Genomic DNA, 20,630 nt, shown 5'->3' on the forward strand with positions numbered 1-20,630 from the left:
ACCACGCATGCCGAAATTCGACCGAGACCGGTTCGACGACGTCCCCGCCGACCTCGACCGGGTCGGAGCCCACCGGGCCGAGAAGCGCCCCGGCAGCGGCTGGATCGCCTTCGCCTGGGCCGCGCTGGCCGTCGGCGTCCTGGTCGGTGCCGGCGTGGTCTACCTCGGCGTCGCGAACAACAGCTTCCAGTTCGTCAACCCCTCGTCGTCGAGCACCGCCGAGGCCGGGGCTCCCGAGAGCGACACGCCGACCCCGACGGCCACGCCGTCGGTCACCCCCCTCACCGACCCCTCACAGGTCGACCCCTCGGTGACGACCATCACCGTCCTGAACGGCACCGCCACGGCCGGGCTCGCGGGTTCGGCCTCCGAGCGGCTCGAGACCGCCGGCTGGGTCGTCGGCACCCAGGGCAACGCCAGCGAGCGCGTCGCGACGTCCACCGTCTACTACTCGGCGGCCGTCGACGAGGCCGTGGCGCTCGGGCTCGCCCAGCAGCTCGGCATCTCGGACGTCGAGCTCACCGAGGCGTTCCCCGGGGCAGCGGTCACCGTCGTCCTCGGGGCCGACTACAGCGCCTGAAGACGCCGCTCCCGCGGCATCGATCCGAGGAGGCGCGCGTCCCGTCGGGCCCTCACCGCACCTCCCGTGTTACGCCCACGTTTAATAACCGGTGAAATCCTCGTTTTCTGCGGGTGTTTCTCGGTCGGGGCGCGCTTTTCCGCTTTTCCCGTGGTTACCATCTGGAATTGGTCGCCCCTCACGGCTCGCCGACCTGGTGTTCTGCACGAGTGACGCTGTCCCGTCCGGGTTCGCAGGTCGCTGCGTCGACGACCCGGCCCTGCAGCACCGCACGCGCCGTACCACCACAGCAAAAGGGGAGCGACACCATGGCAAACGGGACCGTGAAATGGTTCAACGCGGAGAAGGGCTACGGCTTCATCACCGTCGAGGGTGACGGCCAGGACGTCTTCGTGCACTACTCGGCCATCGACATGAGCGGCTACAAGGTGCTCGAAGAGGGCCAGGCCGTCGTGTTCGAGGTCGGCACGGGCGACAAGGGGCCGCAGGCGGAGTCCGTCCGGCTCGCCTGAGGCCCGTCGGAGCGCCTCGCCGCGCCCACTCCCACGCCGCACGCCGTCACGGTCCACCGTGGCGGCGTGCTCGTGCGTCCGGGCCCCGTCACGTCACTTGCACTCTCATCGGGCGAGTGCCAGAATCGTTGCTGGCACTCGCGACACGTGAGTGCCAATGCTTCTGCTTCATGACGTCCGGGAGGGACGAAAAACACACATGGCTAAGATCATTGCTTTTGACGAAGAGGCCCGTCGTGGCCTCGAGCGTGGCCTGAACATCCTGGCCGACGCGGTGAAGGTCACGCTCGGCCCGCGTGGTCGCAACGTCGTGCTCGAGAAGAAGTGGGGCGCCCCCACCATCACGAACGACGGCGTCTCCATCGCCAAGGAGATCGAGCTCGACGACCCCTTCGAGAAGATCGGTGCCGAGCTCGTCAAAGAGGTCGCGAAGAAGACCGACGACGTCGCCGGTGACGGCACGACCACCGCGACGGTGCTGGCCCAGGCCCTCGTCCGCGAAGGTCTGCGCAACGTCGCGGCCGGTGCCGACCCCATCTCGCTGAAGCGCGGCATCGAGAAGGCCGCCCAGGCCGTCTCCGACCAGCTGCTCGCCGACGCGAAGGACATCGAGACCAAAGAGCAGATCGCTGCCACGGCCTCGATCTCGGCCGCCGACCCCACCATCGGTGCGCTCATCGCCGAGGCGATCGACAAGGTCGGCAAAGAGGGCGTCGTCACCGTCGAGGAGAGCAACACCTTCGGCACCGAGCTCGAGCTCACCGAGGGCATGCGCTTCGACAAGGGCTACCTGTCGCAGTACTTCGTCACCGACCCCGAGCGTCAGGAGGCCGTCTTCGAGGACGCCTACGTGCTCATCGTCAACTCGAAGATCTCGAACATCAAGGACCTGCTGCCGATCGTCGACAAGGTGATCCAGTCGGGCAAGCAGCTGCTGATCATCGCCGAGGACGTCGACGGTGAGGCCCTGGCCACGCTCGTCGTGAACAAGATCCGCGGCATCTTCAAGTCGGTCGCCGTCAAGGCCCCCGGCTTCGGTGACCGTCGCAAGGCTCAGCTCCAGGACATCGCCATCCTCACCGGTGGTCAGGTCATCGCCGAAGAGGTCGGTCTCAAGCTCGAGAACGCGACGCTCGACCTGCTCGGCCGTGCCCGCAAGGTCATCATCACCAAGGACGAGACGACCATCGTCGAGGGTGCCGGCGACGACGAGCAGATCGCCGGCCGCGTCCGTCAGATCCGCAGCGAGATCGAGGCGACCGACAGCGACTACGACCGCGAGAAGCTCCAGGAGCGCCTCGCGAAGCTCGCCGGTGGCGTCGCCGTCATCAAGGCGGGTGCCGCGACCGAGGTCGAGCTGAAAGAGCGCAAGCACCGCATCGAGGACGCCGTGCGCAACGCGAAGGCCGCCGTCGAAGAGGGCATCGTCGCCGGTGGTGGCGTCGCCCTCATCCAGGCCGGCAAGACCGCTCTGGCCAACCTGCAGCTCGAGGGCGACGAGGCGACGGGTGCGAACATCGTCCGCGTCGCGATCGACGCTCCCCTGAAGCAGATCGCCTTCAACGCCGGCATGGAGCCCGGCGTCGTGGCCGACAAGGTCCGCGGGCTCGACATCGGTTGGGGCCTCAACGCCGCGACCGGCGAGTACGTCGACATGCTGGCCGCCGGCATCATCGACCCCGCCAAGGTCACGCGCTCGGCCCTGCAGAACGCCGCGTCGATCGCCGGTCTGTTCCTCACGACCGAGGCCGTCGTCGCCGACAAGCCCGAGAAGAACCCGGCCCCGGCCGGCGACCCCTCGGGTGGCATGGACTTCTAGTCCGCAGCCGCGCGGCTCACGCCGCGCACACGCTCAAGGGCGGTTCCCCTCCGGGGGGCCGCCCTTCGGCGTCGCCGGGGGAGAGGCGCGCCTCGTGCTCGGTGGTTCGGCCGCTTCCGCTTCCGTGGAACACGCCAGGACGTGGTCACGACGCCACGAGAAAACGTGGTGCAGTGCCCACGTCGTGGCGTCGTGTCCAGGGCGCGGGGTGCCGGCCGTGCCGGTCGGGCTAGGCGGTCACGCCGGCGGGCTCGGCCGCGATGACGGCGTCGGCGGGCATCAGCGGCAGGGCCACACGGAAGGTGGCTCCACCGCCGGGGGTGTCGTCGACGTCCACCGAGCCGCCGTGGGCCGCGACGATGCCCGAGACGATGGCCAGGCCGAGGCCGCTGCCACCGGTGTCGCGCGTGCGGGACGAGTCGGCACGCCAGAACCGCTGGAAGATCTTCTCGCGGATCTGCGGCGGGATGCCCTCGCCGTGGTCGACGATGGCGACGGTGGCCACACCGCGTCCGGGGTCGGACTGCACCACGAGTTCGATCGGGCTGTCCGGCTCGGTGAACCGCATGGCGTTGCCCATCAGGTTGGTGATCACCTGACGGATCTTGTTCTCTTCGCCGTGCACGATGGCCGGGGCCTCGAACCTCTGCACCTCGTCCTGCAGCTGGGCGGCCGTCGCCGTGTCGCCGTTGCGGACGGCCCGAGCCCTCAGGCTGCGGAGGCGCGCGAGGGTCGCGCCCGCGAACGAGATCGGGCTCGTCGCGCCGACGGCTGCGCCCGTGAGCGCCGTGCCCGTCGCGGGGGTGTTCGCGGCGGGCGAGGCCGTCTCGGGGGACCGTCCGTCGGCCTGGGTGTCGTCGCCGTCGGCCGGGGTGGGCGACGGCGCGAGGACGGGCTCGAGCACGATCACGTCGATGTCGCGATCGGGGTTCGACGCCATGGTGTCGAGGGCCGAGTCGCGGGCGAGCTGGACGAGGTCGACGGGGCCGAGCTCGAGCGGCTTGGACTCGTCGAGACGGGCGAGGGCGAGCAGGTCCTGCACCAGGACGCCCATGCGGATGGCCTCCTTCTCGATCCTGTCCATGGCCTGGGCCACGTCCTCGGGTTTCGTCAGGGCACCCATACGGTAGAGCTCGGCGTAGCCGCGGAGGGAGACGAGCGGCGTCCGGAGCTCGTGACTGGCGTCGCCGACGAAGCGGCGCATCTGGTCGATCGTCTTGGCCCGGTCGTCGAAGGCGCTGTCGATCCGGTTGAGCATCGTGTTGAGGGATCGGTTCAGACGCCCGACCTCGGTGTTCGGCGTCGTCGAGTCGAGCCGCTGGGTGAAGTCGCCGTCGGCGAAGCGGGCCGCCGTGGCCTCGACGTCACGCAGCGGCGCGAAGGTCGACGTGACGAGCAGGCGGGTGAGGGCGGCGCCGAGCACGACGACCGAGAGGCCGAACCCCAGGAAGATGCCGCCGAAGCGCCCGATCGTCGCATTGGTGCCCGCCAGGTTGGTTCCGGCCACGATGACGGCGGGCACGGTCGTCACGCTGCCCTGGGCGTCGGTCGAGCGCAGGGCGGCCGCGTGGGCGAAGAGGCGCCACTCGTTGTCGCGGCTCGAGTTGTACCGGTTGAAGGCCTCGTCGAGGGGAGCGCCGGCGACGCCGACGCCCGTGAGGTCGGGGGCGTCGGTGGCACTCGACAGCTGCGAACGGGTGTCGCAGATGAGATCGCCCTCGTCGTCGAGGATCGCGACGTAGCTGCTGGTCAGGCCCGCGAAGTTCACGGTGCACGAGCGGGAGTCCGCCTGGTCGAACGAGGCGCTGGTGAAGTTGGTCGCCGAGTTCCGCAGGGACGTGTCGACCTGACCCATGAGGTAGGTGCTCAGGACGGTCATCGTGCCCAGGCCGGCGACGACGAGGCCGAGGGTGACCAGGGTCACCGTGATGCCGGTGATCTTGGTGCGGATGGAGATCTCGTTCCACCACTGCGAGAGGCGAGCGTGCATGAGGACAGACGCTAGCGGAACCGGCTGGGCGCACCCCGCCCGTCGGAGCACGCACGACGACGCCCGACCGCTCGGGGCGGTCGGGCGTCGTCGTGTTCGCGCACCAGAGCTGGTGGTCAGGCCTTCGTGGCCTTGAGCATGTAGCCGAAGCCCCGCTTGGTCTGGATGATGGGCTCCGTCGAGAACTGGTCGAGCTTGCGACGCAGGTACGAGATGTAGCTCTCGACGATGCCGGCGTCGCCGTTGAAGTCGTACTCCCACACGTGGTCGAGGATCTGGGCCTTCGACAGCACGCGGTTCGGGTTGAGCATGAGGTAACGGAGCAGCTTGAACTCGGTGGGGCTGAGCTCGATCGCGGTCTCGCCGATGGTGACCTCGTGGGTGTCCTGGTCCATCGTCAGCTCGCCGGCACGGATGATGGCGTCTTCGTCCTCGTTCATCGTGCGACGCAGGATCGCCTTGATGCGCGCGACGATCTCGTCGAGGCTGAACGGCTTGGTGACGTAGTCGTCGCCGCCGACCGTGAGGCCCGTGATCTTGTCCTCGGTGTCGTCCTTCGCCGTGAGGAAGAGGATGGGCGAGGTGTAGCCCGACGAGCGGAGGCGCTTGGTGACGCCGAACCCGTTCATGTCGGGCAGCATCACGTCGAGGATGATCAGGTCGGGTTCTTCTTCGAGGACCGCCGAGATCGCCTGCGCGCCGTTGCCGACCGCACGGACGGCGAAGCCGGCGAAACGCAGGCTGGTGGTCAACAGGTCGCGGATGTTCGGTTCGTCGTCGACGATCAGGATCTTGGGGCCGTCACTCATGCGCCCAAGTATCTGCGCGCCTCCTCGGTGTTTCCTGTGAGCCGGAGGCACGTCACCCGCACGTGCCCGGAGCGGCAGCCCTCAGGTGGCCGAGACGGCGGGACGCATGATCGTGGATGCGGACGCTCAGGCGTCGGGGGCGGACCACTCGACGTTGGGCACCAGGGCGACGCGCGTCGTCAACTCGAGCAGCTCGTCGGGCACGGCCAGCGTGAAGTCGACGCCCTCGCGCCGCTCGAGCACCGCGGTGTAGCCCGAGGCCCGGGTGATCTGCCACCCCGGGAACTCCTCGACCGACGCCGCGACGACCTGGGCCTCGGAGGCGTCGTCGGTGGCGCCGATCGCGGTGAGGCCGGCGAACAGGTGGTCCTTGACCGGCGACCCGGCGAGCAGGTCGCTGCGTTCGATCACCTCGGGGTCGGGGCTCCAGGTCACGATGCTGAGGGTCGCCCCCGCGTGGAGGCCGCCCTGCACCTCGTAGGTGCGGGCGACCGACACGACGACGGACGGGTCCCACTCGGCGAACCGGGCGACCTGGCCGCGGAACTCCATGGCGTCGTGATCGAGGGAGGCCACGAGCGGGCCGAACGTCGCGAACGGGGCCTGGTCGGCCGCGAACACCCGGCGCAGGCTGTCGCGCCAGAGCTCGTCGTCGCCCAGGGGGAGGTCGGCGTCCGTGGCGTCGCTCACGCGGCGACCACCGGCGAGTCGAGGATCGTGTAGCTGTAGCCCTGTTCGGCCAGGAACCGCTGACGGTTCTGGGCGAAGTCCTGGTCGACCGTGTCGCGGCTGACGAGCGTGTAGAACGAGGCCGGCAAACCCGACTTCTTCGGCCGCAGCAGACGACCGAGTCGCTGTGCCTCTTCTTGCCGCGACCCGTACGAGCCGCTCACCTGGATGGCCACGGTCGCCTCGGGCAGGTCGACCGAGAAGTTGGCCACCTTCGAGACGACGAGCACCTTGAGGTCGCCGTCGCGGAAGCGCTGGTAGAGGCGCTCGCGCTCGTCGATGGCCGTGCTGCCGGTCAGCGTGGGGGCGTCGAGCACCGCGGCGAGCTCGTCGAGCTGGTCGAGGTACTGGCCGATGACGAGGATCTGCTCGCCGTCGTGCCGGGCCACGAGGTGCTTGACCACGTCGAGCTTGGCCGGGGCCGTCGCGGCCAACCGGTAGCGCTCGTCGTCGGGGGAGGCCGCGTACTCGAGCCGCGCCTCCTGGGGGAGGTCGACCCGCACCTCGTAGCACGAGGCCGGCGAGATGAAGCCCTGGGCCTCGATCTCCTTCCACGGGGCGTCGAAGCGCTTGGGGCCGATCAGGCTGAAGACGTCGCTCTCGCGGCCGTCCTCGCGGACCAGCGTGGCGGTGAGGCCGAGGCGCCTGCGGGCCTGCAGCTCGGCCGTCAGCTTGAAGACCGGCGCGGGCAGGAGGTGCACCTCGTCGTAGACGACCAGGCCCCAGTCGAGCGCGTCGAGCAGCGAGAGGTGCGTGTACTTGCCCCCACGGCGGGCCGTGAGGATCTGGTAGGTGGCGATGGTGACCGGCTTGACCTCTTTCACCGAGCCGGAGTACTCGCCGATCTCGTCCTCGGTCAGCGAGGTGCGCTTGAGCAGCTCGTCCCGCCACTGTCGCGCGGAGACGGTGTTCGTGACGAGGATCAGCGTGGTGGTGCCGGCGGCCGCCATGGCCCCGGCCCCGACGAGGGTCTTGCCGGCGCCGCACGGCAGCACGACGACGCCCGAGCCGCCCTCGAAGAAGTTGTCGATCGCCTTCTGCTGGTAGTCGCGCAGGTGCCAGTCGCTCTCGTCGAGGTCGATGGCGTGCGGGGTGCCGGGCGTGTAACCGGCGTGGTCCTCGGCGGGCCAGCCGAGCTTGACGAGCTGTTGCTTGACCTCGCCGCGCGCCCACGGCAGGAGCTCCCACAGGTCGTCGGCCCGCTTGACGCCGAGCAGCTCGCCGACCTTCTTGGCCCGGGTGACCTCGCTCAGCACGGAGCTGTCGGTGCCGCGCAGCAGCAACTGGTCGCCGTCGCGCTCGATGACGATGCGGCCGTAGCGGGCGACGGTCTCGGCGATGTCGACGCTGACGCTCTGCGGCACCGGGAACTTGCTGTACTTCTCGAGCGTACCGAGCATGTCGTCGGCACTGTGCCCGGCCGCCCGTGCGTTCCACAGTCCGAGGCGGGTGATGCGGTAGGTGTGCACGTGCTCGGGAGCGCGCTCGAGCTCGGCGAAGACGCTCAGGTCGTGCCGCGCGTCCTCCGCCTGCTCGTGCGCGACCTCGAGCAGGACGGTGCGATCGCTCTGCACGATCAGGGGTCCGGTCATGAGGGTCGAGTCTAGGCGCGCCCGGTCTCGGCTCTCACAGCCGGGCACCGGTCGGCGCCCACCCGGCAGGACGAGGAGGCGCGGCTCGGCCGACGAGGGGCGCCCGCCTCAGTCGCGACTCGCGACCGCCACCACGTTCTTCAGCGGCAGCGTGCGCTCGACGTCGGACTTCTTGTCGCGACCGCGGACGCGTCCGCCGCCGATGCCGGTGGGCTCCATGTCGAGGGTGGTGGTGCTGCCGTCGGGCATCGCGACCGTCACGGTGACCGTCAGACGGCCCTTCACGGCGGCGTCGAGCTGGCGGGCGATCCAGGCACGGTCCGTGGACTCGTCACCGGAGCCGGGGTCGGTGTGCAGACGCTGGACGAGTTCGCGCAGCGGGTCACGCGTCTCGATCGGGGCCGGTCGCCGGGGTCGGCGTCGGGACGGCGGGACGACCTCGGCACCGCCCTCGTCGACCACGACGACGGGGTAGCGCTCGTCGCTCAACGACCAGAAGACGGTGTCGCGTTCGAACCGGCTCGCCACGGTCGTCGCGTCGACCCGGGTCAGGGCGAGGGGCGAGAGTGACTGGTCGACCTCGAGGGTGTCGAGGCTCGCGCGGTCGTCCGCGACCACGAGCGACAGCGCGTCGCCCGGCACGCCCGCGGGGGCGCCGCCCGGCGCGATCGCGCGGACGCGGTAGCGCCCGTGCCGTTCGGCGCTCTGCTGGATCAGGTAGTCGAGCGGCTGGGGGATGCCCGTCGACGAGATGCCGCCGAGGAACTCGCGCAGCGAATCGGCGGACTCGCCCTCGCTCAGGGCCCGTTGCAGTCCGCCCTCGGTGATGCGGTAGGTGGCCGCGAGGCCTGCGCTCTCGACCACCGCGATGACGCGGAGCCGGGCGTCGATGGCGGGCGACAGGGGCCCGGGCGACACGACGCTGAGGTCGTGCTGCAGGTAGACCTGCTCGACCGCGTCGGGCAGCAGGGCGGCGACCCGGGTGCGGGCGGCGGCCGGACCGTCGCGGAACAGGGCGACGGCCGCCGAGGTGGGGGTGTCGTCGGAGGTCAGGCCCAGCACCTCGGCGCTGCGCGAGAACGCGGCGATGCGCTCGGTGATCCAGCTGCCCCCGGCCGGGTAGGACCAGTCGGAGAACTCGCGCAGCGGCAGTCCCCACGACGTGTCGACGCGTTGCTCGAGCACCGCGAGGATCTCGGTCGGCAGCGATGCGAGCCAGGCCCGCGTCAGCGTCTGCCACCGGTCGGGCCAGGAGGCGCGGAGCCAGTCGGTCGCGTCGGCGGCCACGACCCAGCCGTCCGGGCTCGGCGCGGCCAACCCGGCCCGCACGGCGATGGCGAGCACGGTCGCCACGTCGTCGACGTCGATGCGGGCGGCCTCGGCGAGGCGCCTCGATTCGGGCAGGGCCAGGCCCCCCTTCGCGAGCTCGCGGGCAGGTGACTGCTCGAGGGCACGGAGGATCTCGGCCACCTCGATGACGACGGCGTAGAGCCGCTCGGCCGAGCGGGCGTCGGCGTCGTCGCGGGCCTGGTCGAGGACGGTCTCGAGCACGACCGGCGGTCGCTCGGAGGTGAGGACCTCGAGGGCCAGGGCGGGGTCGTCGTCGAGTCGCTCGCCCACGGCGTCGAGGGTCGAGACGGAGTCGCCGCGGCGGACCACGAGGAAGGCCTCGTCCACGCGGTCGAGCGCGGCGGCCACCGTCTCGCGGTCGACGTCGAAGGCGGCGTCGATGCGCTCGTGCACGGCGTCGACGTCGCCCGGCACCCGCACGACCTGCAGCACGATGAGCGCGACGCGGTCGAGGTGGGCGAGGGCGTCGCGCACGCTGGCCGGCTCGAGCAGGACGTCCGCGAGGTCGAAGGCGTCGTGGACGCTCGACGCCCGGACCTGCCGTCGAGCGAGGCGGCGCAACAGGTCGTCGTCGTCGATGGCGCGCAGGACGCCTGCGAGGTCGAGTGCACTAGCCATGGTCGAGGCCTCCAGCCGTCGTGCAGCCCGGGTCTGCGGTTACCGTCTGGTGCCCCGTGAGTCGCGGCTGCGACGCACGGCGCTCGCCACCACGAATGCGAGGAGCATCGCGAAGGCGATCGGGAGCCCGATGAGGGGCAGGATCGTGAGTGCGGGCCAGACGCCCGCGGTGAAGTCGGTGACACCCGTCGCCACGCCCACGAACCTCGTGAAGAACGCGAGGACCGAGACGACGACGATGGCGAGGATCATGAAGAGGAGGACGCGCTCTGTACGATTGACGTCAGAGGGCGCACTCGGTTCGATCTTCTTGGCCACGGGTCAACGATAGTGCGGTGCGGCCCTACCCGGCGATCTAAGCTGGGGCGACCCACCCCCAGGGTCACCCGTCTTCACGAGAGGTCCAGTCATGCCCACCGGCAAGGTCAAGTTCTACGACGACGAGAAGGGCTTCGGCTTCATCAGCAGCGATGACGGCCAAGAGGTCTTCCTCCACGCGTCGGCCCTGCCCGCCGGCACCGTGGGTGTCAAGGCGGGAACCCGCCTCGAGTACGGCATCGCCGACGGCAAGCGCGGCGCGCAGGCCCTGTCGGTCCGCGTGCTCGAAGCCGCCCCCAGCCTCGCCAAGATGAACCGTCGCTCCGCCGACGACATGGCCGTCATCGTCGAAGACCTCGTCAAGGTGCTCGACAAGGCCGGCGGCGACCTCCGTCACGGCCGGTACCCGCAGAACGGCGCCCGCATCGCCGTCCTGCTGCGCACCGTCGCGGACTCGTTCGATGCCTGAGGCCGCCACGCGCACGCCCTGGTCCGAGCTCGCCCGTCGCGCCCTCACCGAGATCACGCCCGACGAGACGATCGGTGCCGAGGCCGACCCGATCGACGACGAGCCCGGCGTCACCTCGGTGCGCTTCGCCACGCTGCTGCCCGGCTACCCCGGCTGGCACTGGACGGTCAGCGTCGCCCACCTCGACGGCGAAGAGCCCTCGGTGCTCGAGGCCGAGCTCATGCCCGGTGACGGCGCCCTGCTCGCCCCGGACTGGGTGCCGTGGGCCGACCGCCTCGCCGACATGAAGGCCCAGGAGGCGCACGGCGACGACGAGGACGACGAGTCGGACGAGGACGACGACGAAGACGACTCGGACGACGACGACGCGGACGACGAGGACGAGTCCGACGACGAGCGCGGGTCGATCGTGCACGGCGGCGACGTGGACGGCGTCGACATCGACGACCTGGTCGACGCCTCCGAGGACTCCGACGACGACTCCGACGATTCCGGGCGGGCCGTGGACGCACCCGTCGTGCCGGCCGCGCACCCCGAGGCGGACCTCGACGACGACTCGCACGACGACGACTGGGACGGCGAGGATGAAGATCCGCTGAGCAGGCGACGGAAGTAGTCCCTCAGGCCCGACCCGCGCCTCCTGCGTCGGGGTCGGACAACGACGAAGGCCCCGACACGATCGTGTCGGGGCCTTCGTCGTGCGGGCGATCGGTCAGAGGGCGTCGACGACGAACTCGATCGACCGGATCAGCTGGCGGACGTCGTCGGGCTCGATGGCCGTGAAGGTCGCGACGCGCAACTGGTTGCGGCCGAGCTTGCGGTAGGGCTCGGTGTCGACGATGCCGTTGGCGCGGAGCACCTTCGCGATCGCGGCGGCGTCGATCGACTCGGCGAAGTCGATGGTCGCCACGACCTGGGAACGGTGCGACGGGTCGACGACGAACGGGGTCGCGTACTCGGAGGCGGTGGCCCAGTCGTAGAGCGCCGACGACGACTCGCGCGTGCGGGCGTCGGCCCAGGCGAGTCCGCCGTTCTCGAGCATCCAGCGGGTCTGGTCCTCGAGCAGCAGCAGGGTCGTCAGGGCGGGCGTGTTCAACGTCTGGTCGAGCCGCGAGTTGTCGACGGCGTTCTTGAGGCTGAGGAACTCGGGGACGTAACGGCCGCTGGCGGCGATCCGCTCGACGCGCTCGATCGCCGCGGGGGAGAAGAGCGCGAACCAGAGGCCGCCGTCGCTCGCGAAGTTCTTCTGCGGGGCGAAGTAGTAGACGTCGGCCTGCGAGGCGTCGACGTCGATGCCGCCCGCCGCGCTCGTCGCGTCGACGACGGTGAGGGCGCCGGGGTCGCCCGCGACGCGGGTGACCGGGGCCATGACGCCGGTCGAGGTCTCGTTGTGCGGCCAGGCGTAGACGTCGACGCCCTCGAGCACCTCCACCTCGGCCAACGAGCCGCCCTCGGCGGTGACCACGTGGGGGGCCTCGAGCCAGGGGGCCGCGACGGCCTTGGCGAACTTCGAGCCGAACTCGCCGAACGACAGGTTCTCGGCACGCTTCTCGACGAGCCCGAACGCCGCCGCGTCCCAGAAGGCGGTCGAGCCGCCGTTGCCCAGCACGACCTCGTAGCCGTCGGGCAGGCGGAAGAGCTCGCCCAGTTCGGCGCGGACGCGACCCACCAGGTCCTTCACGGGGGCCTGACGGTGCGAGGTGCCGAGGATCGTCGCGCCGGCGGTGACGAGGTGCTCGAGCTGGGCGGCCCGCACCTTCGAAGGGCCGCAACCGAAGCGGCCGTCGGTGGGCAAGAGGTCAGTGGGAATCCGGATGTCCGCCATGCGCTCGATCCTAGTGACGCGGCGCGGTGCCCAGCGTGCAGCCGGTAGGCTTGCGGGGTAGTCCACGTGTTCCACCGGGAGGCCCCTGTTGACCGATCTCGTCGACACCACAGAGATGTACCTGCGCACGATCCTCGACCTCGAAGAAGAGAACATCGTGCCGCTGCGTGCGCGCATCTCCGAGCGTCTCGGCCACTCCGGTCCGACCGTGTCGCAGACCATCGCCCGCATGGAACGCGACGGCCTGGTCGTCGTCTCCGGCGACCGACACCTCGAGCTCACGCACGACGGACGCGCGAAGGCGACGCACGTCATGCGCAAGCACCGCCTCGCCGAGCGACTGCTCGCCGACGTGATCGGCCTCGACTGGGCCTACGTGCACGACGAGGCCTGCCGGTGGGAGCACGTCATGAGCGAGCAGGTCGAACGACGACTGCTCGACATGCTCGACCACCCGACCGAGTCGCCCTACGGCAACCCGATCCCCGGGCTCGACGAGCTCGGCGACTCGCCCGCGGGGCGCTTCCTCGACGGCGTGGTCAACCTCGTGGCCGTGCTCGCCGAGCACCCCGAGGGCGTCACCCGGCCGATCCGTCGCCTGGCCGAGCCGGTGCAGTTCGAGCCCGAGCTGCTGCAGCAGTTGCAGGGCGCCGGCGTGCTGCCGGGCGGCGTCGCGACCCTTCGCTCGGCAGGGTCGTACGTCTTCGTCAAGGTCGAGGGCCATGACGAGGGCCTCGAGCTGCCGACCGAGGTCGCACAGCACATCTACGTCGGGCTCTGACCGCTCGTCGAGGCGGGATGCGGCCGCGCGGGATTCTTGCGTCCGTGCGCCGCGCCTCCTGCGTTCTGCGCCGGATCACGCAATCGTTTACCGATTCGTTACAAATATCCCTCTCGAGGATGATCTCGCAGGGGTCGCTGGGCTACAGTCGCTGAGTCCCCAGGCTGCTGAACCGGCCGCCGGACCCGTGGCAGGACGTCTCTCACGCCCGTCTCCTGCCGTGTGTCGTCGCGATACGAACGAACGGACGGGACAGCTTCCCGAAAGCTGTCGAGACGCAGGAGACCCACCCTCTTGACCCTCCCCGGCTCAGACCACACCCCCGACGTGCGCCCGAACCGCACCGTCGCCACCCGCACCCCCGCCGATCTGCCGACCCGCTCGTCGCTGCGTCGCGCCCAGGCCACGGCCGCGCCCGCCGCCCGCCCGGGCCGCCCGTCGGTCAAGCGCAGCGTGGTCTCGGTGACCGTGATGACGCTCACCGCCGGTCTGATCGGCACGATGGCGCTGCCGGCGTTCGCGTCGAACCCGGCGGCGGCGAACGGCCCGAGCGTCGGCGCCGCGTCGACGAGCTCGTCGACCAGCCACGCGCAGAGCGTCGCGGTCGCGGACGACGTCGCCCTCGCGGACGCCACCCGAGACGGCTACACGGCGACGTCGCAGGCGGACCTCAACGCGGCCGCCCTCGCCAGCCAGCGTGAGGCCGAGCGTGCGGCCTTGGCCGCGAGCTACGCCAGCTACACGGGCCCGACGGCCGCCCAGAACGTGGCCGCCGCGACGACCTCGGCGACGGGCACCGTCGCCACGCCGGGAGCGTTCAGCCTCAGCGCCGTCTACGCGACGGCCCTGCAGTACGTCGGCACGCCCTACGTCTTCGGTGGCGCGACCCCGGCCGGCTTCGACTGCTCGGGCTTCGTGATGTACGTCTACTCGCAGTACGGCATCTCGCTGCCGCACTCGGTCACCCGGCAGGGAGCCCTGGGCACGCCGATCTCGGCCGCCGAGGCGCAGCCCGGCGACGTCGTCATCTTCAACGACGGGTCGCACGACGGGTTCTACGCCGGCAACGGCATGATCCTCGACGCACCGAAGCCCGGTGGCTCGGTCAGCGTCCGCCCGCTGTGGACCTCCGCGGTGCACTACGTGCGCTACGGGGCGTAGGCGACCCGCGCCTCCTGGGGCACCGCGCCTCCCGGGGCCTCGTGCGCCCGGACGGCGCCCCGCGTGAACAACCTGTGAAGGGTCGTCCTGCCTCTAGGCAGTGCGACCCTTCCGGGGTTAACCTGGCGATCTCGGAGTTCCGCTGAGACCAGGAGCGTCAGATGCCTCGTTCGACCGCCACCCGCACCATGGGTACGCTGTCGCACGAGCACATACGACATCCCGCCATGTGACAGAGCACCGTCCTCGTGACGGTGCTTTTTTCGTATCGGTGGGCCTGTTGGGCCTGCGCAGCCCCGAGAGATCGAATCCCTGGAAGCCGTCCAGGGTGCTTCGAAAGGGAAAGCATGCGCACTCTCGTCCTGAACGCCGGTTACGAGCCCCTCGCCGTCGTGTCCGACCGGCGGGCCCTCGTCCTCGTCATGAGCCAGAAGGCGACCGTCGTCGCCGCCGATGCGGAACACCCCGTGCTCGGGGCGGCGACGTCGTGGGATCGCCCGTCGGTCATCGTGCTGACGCGGTACGTGCGCATCCCGCACACCCGGCAGATCCCCGTCTCGAGGCGGGGCGTCATGCGGCGCGACTCGCACCGGTGCGCCTACTGCGGTCGGTCCGCGACGACGATCGACCACGTGCAGCCGCGGTCGCGGGGCGGGGCGGACAGCTGGGAGAACCTCGTCGCGTGCTGCCTCAAGTGCAACAACCTCAAGAGCGACCGCACCCCGCACGAGATGGGCTGGGAGCTGCTCTTCACGCCCAAGCCGCCGCACGGGGTCGGCTGGGTCGTGCGCGGCATGGAGCGGACGCAGGCGAACTGGGACGAGTACCTCGCCGCTGCGTGACGCCTGGCGCCGGCGCCCGCTCGTCTGCCCATGAACCCCGTTTGCGAAGACGAACCCCGCTACATCGGGGTTCACCTTCGCGAACGGGGTGCATGGCGGGCCGGACGGCAGGAGGCGCGGGTTCGGTAGACTCGCGGGGTCAGCCTCTGTAGCTCAATGGAAGAGCAGTTCCGTCCTAAGGAAAGGGTTGGGGGTTCGAGTCCCTCCAGGGGCACCTGACGTCGCTTAGCGACGATGCCCCTGCAGGGACTCGAACCCCTGCGGCTCCGCGCTCTGCGCGCCCGTCCAGGGGCACTCCTCGCTTGCGCTCGTCGAGCCCCTTGCGGGCCTCGAACCCGCGCGGCCCGACGGCGCTGGCGCGCCGTCCCCTCCAGGGGCACCTGACGTCGCTTAGCGACGATGCCCCTGCAGGGACTCGAACCCCTGCGGCTCCGCGCTCTGCGCGCCCGTCCCGGGGGCACTTCTCACGAGCGCCGATCGGCTACGCGGGCAGTTCGGGCAGGGCCAGGAGCGCGATGCCGAGTGCGGCCGCCACCGCTCCCAACGCCGTGATCGCCACGCCCGGCAGGGCGCTGCCGCCGTCCCGCTGCCGGACGATCAGGACGCCGCCGACGATGCCGACGAGCCCCAGGACGAGGAGGGTGATCGAGAACACCATGAGGAGCCTTCCGGTTGGTGGGAACGGTGCTGACGTCGCCGAGCCTGCGTGGGGGAGTCGCCGGCGCACACGCCACCGTGAGTGCCCGTCGCGCTCAGACGGCCGGGAACCACGCTACCTGGAGGCCCCGATCGCCGAGGGGCCAGAGTGGACACATGCCGACCGCCGCTGAGACCGCCCGCACGACCCGCTACGACCGGCAGATCGGCCGTCGCGACCTCACCGAGTGGCGCTCGAGGCCGGGCCGGCGTCTCGCGTCGCGGCACAAGGCCGTCGCCCAGAAGGTCGGCGCCCGCCGCGCCCTGGTCGCGACGCTCGCCGTCGGTGGAGGCATCGCCCTCGCGGCGACCGCCGGGGCGGCCTACATCTACGACGGTGTCACGGGTCGGGACGGCATCGAGAGCCTCGACCGGCCGGCGCTCGAGCGTGCGAAGAAGCTCCGGAGCCCGGCGACGAACGGCGCGGCCGCCGCCCTCGCCCACGTCTTCGGGCCCGTCGTCCTGCCCGCCGTCACCGTCGGAGCCGCAGCGGCCTTCGGCTTCCGGGATCGCCACCCCAGCCCCGTCGCCCTCGTCGTGGCGGCCGGTGCGGGATCGCTCGCCATGACGGTCGTGGGCAAGAGGCTCATCAAGCGCAACCGGCCCGACCGTCACGAAGCCATCCCGCCGTACGAGAAGTCCCCGTCGTTCCCGTCCGGCCACACGCTGAACACCACCACGATCCTCGGCGTGCTCGCCTACCTCCTGGCTCTTCGGCAGGAGAAGCAGGCGCCGCAGGTCGCCCTCGTGGGCGCCGCAGCCGGGACGGCCGGCGTCGTGGGGTTGTCCCGCGTGCTGCTCGGGGCCCACTGGTTCACCGACGTCGCCGTCGGCTGGGTCAGCGGCATCGGCTGGCTCTCGCTGATCGTCACGAGCCACCGGCTCTACCTCAGCACCCAGGACGACGACGACGTCCACGAGTGACGCGGAGCCCGACAGCCAGACCATCGGGGCCACACCTGGTGCGGCCTCCGCGGGGAACGTCACATGTCTCATTCTCAGCACCCTCTCATCCGACGGCGTCGATGCTGTCCGGATGACGAACCGGCCCTCCCCGCGCACGCCGGCGACGGCGGGTCGAGACGGGTGGGCCGCGGGCGCGACGCGTCGCGCGGGTCACCTCGTCGACCGCATGCGACGTCACATGGAGAGGCGCCCGATCATGCCGGCCGCCCTCGCGTTCTCGGCGACCACGGCTGTCGGCACGGTCCGCTACCACGACCGTCACGCCGCCGACGTGGACCATCTGGTCGTCGTGATCCTGGGGGCGCTCCTGGCCTGCACGGCGGCCGTGCTCGCCCTGGCCCGCATGCCGAGGCTCCGTTACTCCTCGGCCCTGGCCGGCCTCGCGTTCGGCACGATCGCCCTCGTCCTGCTCGCACCCAGCACGGCCTGGAGCGTCGTCCCGCTCGTCGTCCTCCTCCAGGTGTCGACTCCCGTCGTGGTCGCGACCCTCTCCGGCGGCGCGGCGGTGTCGGCCGTCGTGGTGGCGGTACCGCGCCTGACCGGCTCGCGGGACGACGTCGGGCTCGTGCTGGGCTGTGCGATCGCGGGCCTCGTCTTCCTGCTCGCCGTGGCGTTGGCCCGGTCCGCGCTCGACGCCCGCGCCCGTACGGTCCGCGAGCTGACGGCCACGCGCGCCCTGGTCTCGGCGGCCGAGCGACGTGCCGATCGGCTCGAGGCCCGACGTCACCTCGCCGCGGAGCTGCACGACACGGTGGTGCAGTCCGTCGCCGGTGCCCTCTTCCTCGCCGACGCCGCCGAGCGCACGGGCGAGGGCAAGCACGCGGAGGACGCGCGCCGGGCGCTCCGGGTCGCGGTCGCAGACACTCGGGCTCTCGTCCACGAGCTCGAGTCGGGGTCGGGGGAGGAGGCGGCGGCCGGGTTCGAGGGCGAGCTCGCCGAGGTGGCCGCTCGAGTGGGTGCCTCCTGCGAGGTGGCCGGAGAGCCGCGAGCGCTTCCTGCCGAGGCGTCCCTCGCGGTGCTCAGGGCGGCCCAGGGGGCGCTCGGCAACGCGGAGCGACATGCGAGGGCCACCTGCATCGCGCTCGAACTCGGGTACGACGAACACGGGGTCGTGCTGCGGATCGTCGACGACGGCGTCGGCTTCGATCCCCACGCCATGCGACCCGGCCGGCCGGATGGCGGGCACGGGCTCTCGATCATGCGGCGACGTCTCGAAGCGGTGGGCGGTTCGCTCACCATCAGGTCCGACGCGCGCGGCACGGTGGTCGAGGTGGTCGTGCCGTGGGTCGAGTCGTGATCCGCGTCGTGATCGTCGACGACCACCCGGTCCTCCGGGCGGGAGTCGCAGCGGTCCTCGCGTCGTACGCGGACATCGACGTCGTCGGCACCACCGGGAGTCCCACCGTGGTCACGCAGCTCGTACGCGACGCCGCTCCCGACGTCGTGCTGCTCGACCTGGGTCTCGGTCAGCGCGACGGGGGAGAGCTCATCCCCGACCTCGTCGGCTCCACGCGGGTCCTGGTCTTCACGGCCTCGGGCACCGACCTAGCGATCACGCGGGCCCTGGCCGCCGGTGCCACGGGGTACCTGCTCAAGGACGCGTCGTCGGACGAGCTCGCGGCGGCCGTGCGGTCGGTGGCCGTCGGGACCGCCGTGTTCTCCCACGCCGTCGCCGGCCGGATGCTCGACCGGGTGCAGCGGCCCGACGAGACGCTGACGCCGCGCGAGGGTGAGGTGCTCGAACTCCTCGGCGCCGGGCTGACGAACCGGGCCATCGCCGCGCGGCTGTTCCTCAGCGAGTCGACGGTCAAGACCCACCTGGTCCGCGTCTTCGCCAAGCTCGGCGTGGACGGCCGCGCCGCGGCGGTCGCGGAAGCGACCCGCCGCGGCGTCATCGAGCTCACCTGAGCGGGGACGCTCGCCTCACCCTGCGATCGCGTCGAGCCCGGCCTGGGCGTACTCCTGGTCCTTGTCGCCCGAGGGGGCGCCACCGACGCCGATGCCCCCGATCGAGGACTCGCCGGCTTTGACCGGCACGCCCCCTGCGAGGAAGAGGGTGCCGTCCAGGTCGCGTAGCCCGGCACCGTCGCCGCTGGCCCGCTCGGCGAGCTCGGACGTGACGGAGCCGAACGCGGCGGCCGTGTAGGCCTTCTCGCGAGAGGCGTCGAGGGTGTGAGCCGCGGCGTTCTCGCCCCGGACGAAGGCCTGGAGCTGACCGTTCCGGTCGACGACCGAAACGCTGACGAAACCCGTTCCGTCGGCCTCGGCCGCGGCGAGGGCGGCCGACGCGGCCTTCATCGCCTCGGCCGAGCTCAGCCTCTGTGCCTGGACGACGGAGGCCTCGGTGACCGTCGAGGCGAGTCGCGCGGTCGTGGAGTCCGGGCTCGGCGAGGACGTCGAGGTGCAGCCGGCCGTGACGGCGACGGCGAGGGCTGCGAGGGTGACGAGAGTGGTGCGGGGGAGGCGCATGCGAGTTCCTTCGTGTTCGGTGCGGGGACGTTGCCAGCGTCTCGCGGCCGCCCCTCCCTGCGCATCGACCGTCCGGTCCGCGCATCGCGTCCGAACGGACGACGTGCACGACCGACGGGACCACCGCGGCGGGCGCGCGCCGCGCCTCCTCGTCCGGCGCCTCCTCGTCCGGGGCCTCGTGCTCGGACGGCGGCGACGGGCGTCACGCGCGGTCGTGCAGGGTGATCTGGTAACCGTCGGGGTCGACGAAGGTGAAGGTGCGGCCGAAGGGGCCGTCGACCGGCGGGGTGGCGATCTCGACGTCGGCGGCGACCAGGGCGTCGTGGATCGCCTGGGCGTCGGGGGCGAGCAGCCAGAGGCCGACGCCGCGACCGAGCGGGGCCGCGTCGAGGTCGATGCCGGGCAGCGGGCCCCGCACGGCGAACGCGATCGGGGTCGTGGCGAAGACGACGGCGTGGGGCGGGCCGTCCTGCCGGGTGAGCCCGAGGTGCCGTTCGTAGAACGCGGCCGAGCGCTCGACGTCGCGGACCTGGAGGGAGATGAAGTCGGGGCCGGTGGCGGTCATGGTGCCTGCTCTCGTGTCGTGGTGGTTGATGTCAGTTGACTGACACAGCAGAACATATGTCAGACTACTGACATGAGTCAAGCCGCGTCGACCATCGACCTCGAGACCTCCGTGGGGTATCTGCTGAAGGAGGCGTCGAGCGCCCTCCGCGCCGCCATGGAGGCCGAGCTGCGCCCGTTGGGCATGACGATCACGCACTACTCGTGCCTCGAACTGCTGGCCCAGCGCCCCGGGCTCTCGAACTCCGAGCTCGCCCGCGGCGCCTTCGTCACGCGACAGTCCATGAACGTGCTGCTGCAGTCGCTCGAGCGCGACGGGCTCGTGCGGCGGGCCGAGCGGGCGCCGTCGGGGCGGGCGTTGCCGACCGAGTTGACGGCGGCGGGCCGCCGCCAACTGGCGACGGCGAGTGCGGCCGTGCGGGGCGTCGAGGACGCGATGACGCGAGGGCTCGACCAGGAGGCGCGGCGTCAGGTGGTCACGGCCCTGCGGGGATTCGCGGCCGCGTTGCGCTGACCGACGTCGTCGGGGCTCGTCTCGTC

General features: G+C 71.2%; 22 protein-coding genes and 1 tRNA gene. 13 read left to right on the forward strand and 10 right to left on the reverse strand.

Annotated elements, in window-relative coordinates; all coding sequences use genetic code 11:
• Positions 1 to 7 precede the first annotated feature (7 nt).
• From OVA02_RS04815 to groL, 3 genes are all read left to right on the forward strand, one after another.
• Positions 8 to 580 (forward strand): LytR C-terminal domain-containing protein, encoded by a 573-nt coding sequence (locus tag OVA02_RS04815; RefSeq protein ID WP_123571693.1) that lies wholly within the window; start codon positions 8 to 10, stop codon positions 578 to 580.
• Positions 581 to 888: 308 nt separating this feature from the next.
• Positions 889 to 1,092, forward strand: coding sequence for a cold-shock protein (locus OVA02_RS04820; protein WP_054146828.1), 204 nt, complete (start codon positions 889 to 891; stop codon positions 1,090 to 1,092).
• A gap of 199 nt (positions 1,093 to 1,291) precedes the next feature.
• The gene (gene groL, locus OVA02_RS04825; protein ID WP_043593524.1) at positions 1,292 to 2,911 is read left to right on the forward strand and encodes a chaperonin GroEL; all 1,620 of its coding nucleotides are present in this window, start codon (positions 1,292 to 1,294) and stop codon (positions 2,909 to 2,911) included.
• 229 nt (positions 2,912 to 3,140) lie between these two features.
• Here groL and OVA02_RS04830 read toward each other — a convergent pair whose 3' ends face one another.
• The 6 genes from OVA02_RS04830 to OVA02_RS04855 form a co-directional block, all read right to left on the reverse strand.
• Entirely contained in the window at positions 3,141 to 4,901 is a 1,761-nt protein-coding gene (locus OVA02_RS04830) for a sensor histidine kinase (protein WP_267659336.1), read from the reverse strand.
• Positions 4,902 to 5,017: 116 nt separating this feature from the next.
• Entirely contained in the window at positions 5,018 to 5,710 is a 693-nt protein-coding gene (locus tag OVA02_RS04835) for a response regulator transcription factor (RefSeq protein ID WP_043593521.1), read from the reverse strand.
• A gap of 126 nt (positions 5,711 to 5,836) precedes the next feature.
• The gene (locus OVA02_RS04840; RefSeq protein WP_056043098.1) at positions 5,837 to 6,400 is read right to left on the reverse strand and encodes a hypothetical protein; all 564 of its coding nucleotides are present in this window, start codon (positions 6,398 to 6,400) and stop codon (positions 5,837 to 5,839) included.
• On the reverse strand, positions 6,397 to 8,031 hold the full coding sequence (locus OVA02_RS04845) for a DNA repair helicase XPB (RefSeq protein WP_056043095.1): 1,635 nt from the start codon (positions 8,029 to 8,031) through the stop codon (positions 6,397 to 6,399). Before OVA02_RS04845 ends, OVA02_RS04840 begins: the two co-directional genes overlap by 4 nt.
• A 108-nt stretch (positions 8,032 to 8,139) precedes the next feature.
• The gene (locus OVA02_RS04850) at positions 8,140 to 9,999 is read right to left on the reverse strand and encodes a helicase-associated domain-containing protein (RefSeq protein ID WP_267659338.1); all 1,860 of its coding nucleotides are present in this window, start codon (positions 9,997 to 9,999) and stop codon (positions 8,140 to 8,142) included.
• A gap of 39 nt (positions 10,000 to 10,038) precedes the next feature.
• Positions 10,039 to 10,317, reverse strand: coding sequence for a hypothetical protein (locus OVA02_RS04855; protein ID WP_054146822.1), 279 nt, complete (start codon positions 10,315 to 10,317; stop codon positions 10,039 to 10,041).
• Positions 10,318 to 10,408: 91 nt separating this feature from the next.
• Between OVA02_RS04855 and OVA02_RS04860 the strand changes: the two genes are divergently transcribed.
• A complete protein-coding gene (locus OVA02_RS04860) occupies positions 10,409 to 10,786 on the forward strand; it encodes a cold-shock protein (protein ID WP_043593516.1) in 378 nt (125 codons plus the stop codon).
• Entirely contained in the window at positions 10,779 to 11,402 is a 624-nt protein-coding gene (locus OVA02_RS04865; protein WP_267659339.1) for a DUF3027 domain-containing protein, read from the forward strand. Before OVA02_RS04860 ends, OVA02_RS04865 begins: the two co-directional genes overlap by 8 nt.
• 96 nt (positions 11,403 to 11,498) lie before the next feature.
• Here the strand turns inward: OVA02_RS04865 and serC are convergent, their stop codons facing one another.
• A complete protein-coding gene (gene serC / locus OVA02_RS04870; RefSeq protein ID WP_056228870.1) occupies positions 11,499 to 12,611 on the reverse strand; it encodes a phosphoserine transaminase in 1,113 nt (370 codons plus the stop codon).
• An 88-nt stretch (positions 12,612 to 12,699) separates the two neighbouring features.
• Between serC and OVA02_RS04875 the strand changes: the two genes are divergently transcribed.
• The 4 genes from OVA02_RS04875 to OVA02_RS04890 all read left to right on the forward strand — a co-directional run bounded on the left by OVA02_RS04875 (position 12,700) and on the right by OVA02_RS04890 (position 15,609).
• On the forward strand, positions 12,700 to 13,392 hold the full coding sequence (locus OVA02_RS04875) for a metal-dependent transcriptional regulator (protein ID WP_056043076.1): 693 nt from the start codon (positions 12,700 to 12,702) through the stop codon (positions 13,390 to 13,392).
• Positions 13,393 to 13,719: 327 nt separating this feature from the next.
• Complete coding sequence (locus OVA02_RS04880; RefSeq protein ID WP_173153103.1) at positions 13,720 to 14,553, forward strand: C40 family peptidase; 834 nt, start codon at positions 13,720 to 13,722, stop codon at positions 14,551 to 14,553.
• Positions 14,554 to 14,900: 347 nt separating this feature from the next.
• A complete protein-coding gene (locus OVA02_RS04885; RefSeq protein WP_159827583.1) occupies positions 14,901 to 15,395 on the forward strand; it encodes an HNH endonuclease in 495 nt (164 codons plus the stop codon).
• Between the two features lie 142 nt (positions 15,396 to 15,537).
• Positions 15,538 to 15,609, forward strand: a tRNA-Arg gene (locus OVA02_RS04890).
• 267 nt (positions 15,610 to 15,876) lie between these two features.
• Here OVA02_RS04890 and OVA02_RS04895 read toward each other — a convergent pair.
• Positions 15,877 to 16,053 carry a hypothetical protein gene (locus OVA02_RS04895; RefSeq protein ID WP_158612924.1) on the reverse strand — a complete coding sequence of 59 codons (177 nt, stop codon included), beginning with the start codon at positions 16,051 to 16,053 and terminating at the stop codon, positions 15,877 to 15,879.
• A 155-nt stretch (positions 16,054 to 16,208) separates the two neighbouring features.
• On the opposite strand from OVA02_RS04895, the gene OVA02_RS04900 reads away from it, so the two are divergent.
• The 3 genes from OVA02_RS04900 (at position 16,209) to OVA02_RS04910 (ending at position 18,965) form a co-directional block, all read left to right on the forward strand.
• Entirely contained in the window at positions 16,209 to 17,015 is an 807-nt protein-coding gene (locus OVA02_RS04900; RefSeq protein ID WP_123571686.1) for a phosphatase PAP2 family protein, read from the forward strand.
• A 112-nt stretch (positions 17,016 to 17,127) separates the two neighbouring features.
• A complete protein-coding gene (locus OVA02_RS04905) occupies positions 17,128 to 18,354 on the forward strand; it encodes a sensor histidine kinase (RefSeq protein ID WP_267659341.1) in 1,227 nt (408 codons plus the stop codon).
• Positions 18,351 to 18,965 (forward strand): response regulator, encoded by a 615-nt coding sequence (locus tag OVA02_RS04910; RefSeq protein WP_267659342.1) that lies wholly within the window; start codon positions 18,351 to 18,353, stop codon positions 18,963 to 18,965. The genes OVA02_RS04905 and OVA02_RS04910 overlap by 4 nt, the downstream gene beginning before the upstream one ends.
• A gap of 15 nt (positions 18,966 to 18,980) precedes the next feature.
• On the opposite strand, the gene OVA02_RS04915 is transcribed toward OVA02_RS04910, so the two are convergent.
• Together OVA02_RS04915 and OVA02_RS04920 are read right to left on the reverse strand one after the other, a co-directional pair.
• Entirely contained in the window at positions 18,981 to 19,526 is a 546-nt protein-coding gene (locus tag OVA02_RS04915; protein ID WP_267659343.1) for a GlcG/HbpS family heme-binding protein, read from the reverse strand.
• A gap of 202 nt (positions 19,527 to 19,728) precedes the next feature.
• Positions 19,729 to 20,091 (reverse strand): VOC family protein, encoded by a 363-nt coding sequence (locus OVA02_RS04920; protein ID WP_267659344.1) that lies wholly within the window; start codon positions 20,089 to 20,091, stop codon positions 19,729 to 19,731.
• A gap of 72 nt (positions 20,092 to 20,163) precedes the next feature.
• On the opposite strand from OVA02_RS04920, the gene OVA02_RS04925 reads away from it, so the two are divergent.
• Positions 20,164 to 20,604: a MarR family winged helix-turn-helix transcriptional regulator gene (locus tag OVA02_RS04925; RefSeq protein WP_123571685.1), complete on the forward strand. Its 441-nt coding sequence runs from the start codon at positions 20,164 to 20,166 to the stop codon at positions 20,602 to 20,604.
• Positions 20,605 to 20,630 lie beyond the last annotated feature (26 nt).

The organism is Frigoribacterium sp. SL97 (assembly GCF_026625765.1).
Lineage (GTDB): Bacteria > Actinomycetota > Actinomycetes > Actinomycetales > Microbacteriaceae > Frigoribacterium.